The organism is Paenibacillus sp. LK1, from assembly GCF_002750415.1.
GTDB classification, from domain to species: domain Bacteria; phylum Bacillota; class Bacilli; order Paenibacillales; family Paenibacillaceae; genus Paenibacillus; species Paenibacillus taichungensis.
The window spans coordinates 1-4,694 of record NZ_PEII01000033.1; the positions used below are offsets into that span (position 1 = coordinate 1).

Annotated in this window: 3 protein-coding genes and 4 pseudogenes; all 7 read left to right on the plus strand. The window is 46.5% G+C overall.

Features of this window, described 5'->3' with window-relative positions; all coding sequences use genetic code 11:
- Positions 1-945 (plus strand): type 2 periplasmic-binding domain-containing protein (locus CS562_RS32365; protein ID WP_483874459.1); only part of this gene is annotated, 945 nt, incomplete at its 5' end.
- A 516-nt stretch (positions 946-1,461) separates the two neighbouring features.
- A complete protein-coding gene (locus CS562_RS32370; RefSeq protein ID WP_099859432.1) occupies positions 1,462-2,427 on the plus strand; it encodes an ABC transporter permease in 966 nt (321 codons plus the stop codon).
- 74 nt (positions 2,428-2,501) lie between these two features.
- A pseudogene (locus CS562_RS32375) lies at positions 2,502-3,146 on the plus strand (carbohydrate ABC transporter permease); the annotation flags it as partial.
- Positions 3,143-3,538, plus strand: a pseudogene (locus CS562_RS32380) (carbohydrate ABC transporter permease); the annotation flags it as partial. The pseudogenes CS562_RS32375 and CS562_RS32380, both read left to right, overlap by 4 nt.
- Positions 3,522-3,704 (plus strand): hypothetical protein, encoded by a 183-nt coding sequence (locus CS562_RS32385; RefSeq protein ID WP_373561774.1) that lies wholly within the window; start codon positions 3,522-3,524, stop codon positions 3,702-3,704. The pseudogene CS562_RS32380 and the gene CS562_RS32385, both read left to right, overlap by 17 nt.
- Positions 3,705-4,061, plus strand: a pseudogene (locus CS562_RS32390) (family 43 glycosylhydrolase); the annotation flags it as partial. It lies immediately after the preceding gene.
- Between the two features lie 11 nt (positions 4,062-4,072).
- Positions 4,073-4,694: pseudogene (locus CS562_RS32395) on the plus strand (family 43 glycosylhydrolase); the annotation flags it as partial.

Below are 4,694 nucleotides of genomic sequence, written 5' to 3' on the forward strand. Positions count from 1 at the left end.
GGTGTGGTCGTCAACGACGGCAAGGCAGAGATCTTTGCGGACAAGGATTATGCCAAGACGTACTATCAGAAACTAAATGAAATCAATGCACAAGGCTTGCTGGATAAGGAAGCGTTTGCACAAAACTACGACCAATATATGGCCAAATTGTCCAGTGGGGCAGTACTCGGCATGTTCGACCAACACTGGAATTTCGGCAGCGCGGAAGATTCGCTCATAACGCAGGACAAAATTGAACGTACTTATGTGGGGTTCCCGCTCGTGTATGACAGCAGCACCAAAGACTATTATCGTGATCGCGCAGCGCTTAACCTGAACAATGGCTTCGGTATTACCGTGAGTGCCAAAGACCCTGTGAAAATCATTAAAGCACTCGACAAGCTCATGGAAGAAGATTGGCAAAAGACACTCACTTGGGGCATTCAGGATGAAGACTATTACGTCAATGACGAAGGCCGTTTCATGAAAACCCAAGAGCAGCGTGACAATGCCGCAGATGCGGCCTGGAAACTGGCCAATAAAGCAGATGCATTTTATGGAACTGCACCGAAAATGGAAGGTTACTTTAGCGATGGCAACGCTACTTCAGCAAGCAATCAGCCGGAAGAATACCAGGCCAGCTTGAGACAGTTTGATAAGGAAGTTTTGGGCGCTTATGGTTTCAACAGCTATGTCGATTTCTTCAGTGCTCCACCAGAGAATCCGGTGACTTACCCTGCTTGGTCTGTCGATCTGGTTGAGGGATCTCCAGCCAAGATTGCCAATACGAAGTTGAACGAATTATCAACCAAATATTTGCCGAAAGCGATTTTGGCTAACACGTCTGAATTCAGCAGTGTATGGAGCGAATACGTTTCCGAAATTCAAAAGCTGGATATCAAAACGTATGAAGATCGTATCAATGAAGTCTTGAAGTGGAGAATCGATAACTGGTCTGTGAAATAAGAAATTGTTGTCGGGAAGGAAGGTTACCTTCCTTCCTGATTTTTTTGAAGAACATATCGCTGGACGTTATTCCTTTCAATAAAGATGGATAGGGGCCTGATATTATGGAGGAAATTGTAGTGGGTACCAAGCCGCTCCGCCCGAAGAAAAAACCAAAAATCAGGCGGATTACCTGGCAAAATATCAAAGCACAGAGACAGCTCATTTGNGTCGACCAAATATTTGCCAAAAGCAATCTTGAGCGGTACATCAGAGTTTGACAGTGTTTGGAATGAATACGTTTCCGATATTAAAAAGCTGGACATCAAAACGTATGAAGATCGTATCAATGAAGTGTTGAAGTGGAGAATCGATAACTGGTCTGTGAAATAAAAGACTTAACGTCAGGAAGGAAGATAACCTTTCTTCCTGATTCTTTTGAAAAAATTGTTTGTAGGGCCTGGTCTTTCATCGTGGAAGATACGTCGCTTTCGATGTTTTACTTTGATTTTAAAGATGGATAGGGAGCCTGATATTATGGAGGAAATTGTAGTGGGTACCAAGCCGCTCCGCCCGAAGAAAAAACCAAAAATCAGGCGGATTACCTGGCAAAATATCAAAGCACAGAGACAGCTCATTTGGATGTCTGTTCCTCTGCTTGCGTACATTATCATCTTTGCTTATGTGCCTGTCTGGGGCTGGACGATGGCTTTCCAGGATTACAAACCGGCCAGAAGTTTCTCGCAGCAAACGTGGGTAGGATTTAAGCATTTTCAATTTTTGTTTACCGATGACAATTTCTTGCGCGTGCTCCGCAATACGCTGGCCATGAGTATCATCAACATGATTTTGGGTTTCGTTACCGCTATAGTTTTGGCATTGTTACTCAATGAGATCAAGAAGGTCATGTGGAAGCGGACGGTACAAACCATCTCTTATCTTCCTCACTTCTTATCATGGATTATCGTGACTGGCATCGTAGCGACATCGCTTGCTTCTGACGGCATTATCAACGATATCCTCATGAGACTGCACCTCATCAACGAGCCGATCTTGTGGCTGACGGAAGGAAAGTATTTCTGGGGCGTTGTGGCAAGTTCTCATATTTGGAAAGAAGTCGGGTGGAGCACCATTATTTATTTGGCGGCCATGGCCTCGATTGACCCGGCACAGTATGAAGCTGCCGATATTGATGGCGCCAATCGATATCAAAAAATGTGGAATGTCACCTTGCCGGGAATCAAGCCTACCATTGTCATCCTGTTGATTATGTCGATTGGACATATTCTGGAAGCCGGCTTCGAGGTTCAGTATTTGCTGGGTAACGGATTGGTTGTTGACTGGGCGGAAACGATTGATATCTTCGTGCTCAAATACGGGATTGCACAGGGCAACTATTCGCTCGCAACTGCAGGCGGAATATTTAAGACCGTGGTCAGCATTACGATGTTACTTGTAGCGAATTGGACCGCCAAGCGGCTTGGGGAAGAGAGGCTGTTATAATGACGAAAAAAACACCATTGTCTGGTTTAGGAAATACAGCGGCGCTTTCCGTTCGCCGCCCGGGTGGCAGAGGCATGGAACCGTTTCTGTTTAACACCTTTAATACCATCTTCATGGTGCTGCTGGTGATTGTGACGTTATATCCATTTTTGAACACGATTGTGGTTTCATTTAATGCAGGGAATGACACCATACGAGGAGGCTTATATTTGTGGCCCCGCGATTTCACCCTGCAGAATTACAAAGCCGTATTTGCATCAGGCACCATTTATAACGCATTTTTGATTTCCGTTGCACGTACAGTACTATCCACCGTTCTGAACATTTTCTTGACCACCATGTTGGCTTACACACTGAGTCGGCGCGATTATATTTTCCGCAAGCTGATTACGACCATTTTTGTGCTGACGATGTATTTCAATGCCGGGCTAATTCCGGGGTACTTCCTGATGAAGGATCTGCATTTGATTAACTCCTTCTGGGTGTATGTTTTACCATCGCTGATTAGTGCGTTCAACCTGATCGTTATTCGTACCTATATTTACACGATCCCTGAAAGCTTGATTGAATCAGCCAAAATTGATGGAGCAGGCGACTTCAGAATTTTCTGGAGAATTATTTTTCCACTGTGCAAACCTGTGCTAGCGACCATTGCGCTCTTTGTCGCAGTCGGCGCGTGGAATTCCTGGTTCGATGCTTTTCTGTACACNTTTACACGATCCCGGAAAGCTTGATTGAATCAGCCAAAATTGATGGAGCAGGCGACTTCAGAATTTTCTGGAGAATTATTTTTCCACTGTGCAAACCTGTGCTAGCGACCATTGCGCTCTTTGTCGCAGTCGGCGCGTGGAATTCCTGGTTCGATGCTTTTCTGTACACGTCATCACGTCAAGAGCTCAGTACACTGCAATACGAACTGATGAAGCTGTTGTCTTCTAGTATGAACGCGAACAGTAATCCTTCCGTTGCTAACGGCGTGGGGGTGGAGCATTCCACACAGGTAACGCCCATTTCGATTCGTGCTGCAGTTACGATTGTCGCTTCTGTTCCGATCTTGTTGGTGTATCCGTTTATGCAAAAATACTTTGTNCAGTATGAACGCCAACAGTAATCCTTCCGTTGCCAACGGCGTGGGGGTGGAGCATTCCACACAGGTAACGCCCATTTCGATTCGTGCTGCAGTTACGATTGTCGCTTCTGTTCCGATCTTGTTGGTGTATCCGTTTATGCAAAAATACTTTGTCGTTGGACTAAATGTAGGGAGTGTGAAGGAATAGATGTCACAGATTCAATCACAACTGATCCGTTATGCCAACCCGATTCTTCCCGGATTCTATCCGGATCCCAGCATTGTGAAGGCGGAAGAATATTTTTACCTCATTTGCAGCTCGTTTGAATATTTTCCCGGCGTGCCGATCTTTCGGAGTCCGGATCTTATTCACTGGGAGCAGATCGGCAATGTACTGGACCGAATCAGTCAGCTGGATTTGACCGGTCAGAAGAGCTCAGACGGCATTTATGCTCCGACACTGCGTTACCATGAAGGTATATTTTATATGATTACGACAGATGTAAGGGGCATCGGGAACTTCTATGTTACGGCAACCAACCCTGCCGGACCATGGTCCGATCCAATTCGTATNGTTACCATGAAGGTATATTTTATATGATTACGACAGATGTAAGGGGCATCGGGAACTTCTATGTTACGGCAACCAACCCTGCCGGACCATGGTCCGATCCAATTCGTATTCCCTACGGGGGCATTGACCCCTCGCTGTTTTTTGACGACGATGGCAAAGTGTACGTGACCGCCCAACAAGGTGCCGATTACGATTCTCATGCCATCCAATATGAGATCGACATCGCTACAGGTGAGGCGCTCTCTGAACCACAAGTTGTCTGGCATGGAGATGGAGGGCCATGGACCGAAGGGCCACATCTGTACAAAATCAATGGTCTGTATTACATGATGTCTGCTTCTGGTGGGACGGCCAAGGAGCATCGTGAGATCATCGGCCGAAGCGATCGACCTTATGGTCCGTTTGAACGCTATCCTGAGCCGATCCTGACCCATCGCCATCTGGACCATCCGATCCAGTATTTGGGTCATGCCGATCTGGTGGAGGATCACCACGGAGACTGGTGGGCCGTATTCCTTGGCGTGCGTTTGACAGAGGACGGATATAGTGTGCTTGGACGTGAAACGTTCCTCGCCCCGGTCGTTTGGAACGAGGGCTGGCCCCACATGGACAACAATGAAGGAA

Bases quoted from the DNA above. Each gene is read 5' to 3' on its own strand.
- CS562_RS32385 (WP_373561774.1), top strand. From the start codon at position 3,522: ATGAACGCCAACAGTAATCCTTCCGTTGCCAACGGCGTGGGGGTGGAG.
- CS562_RS32370 (WP_099859432.1), top strand. From the start codon at position 1,462: ATGGAGGAAATTGTAGTGGGTACCAAGCCGCTCCGCCCGAAGAAAAAA.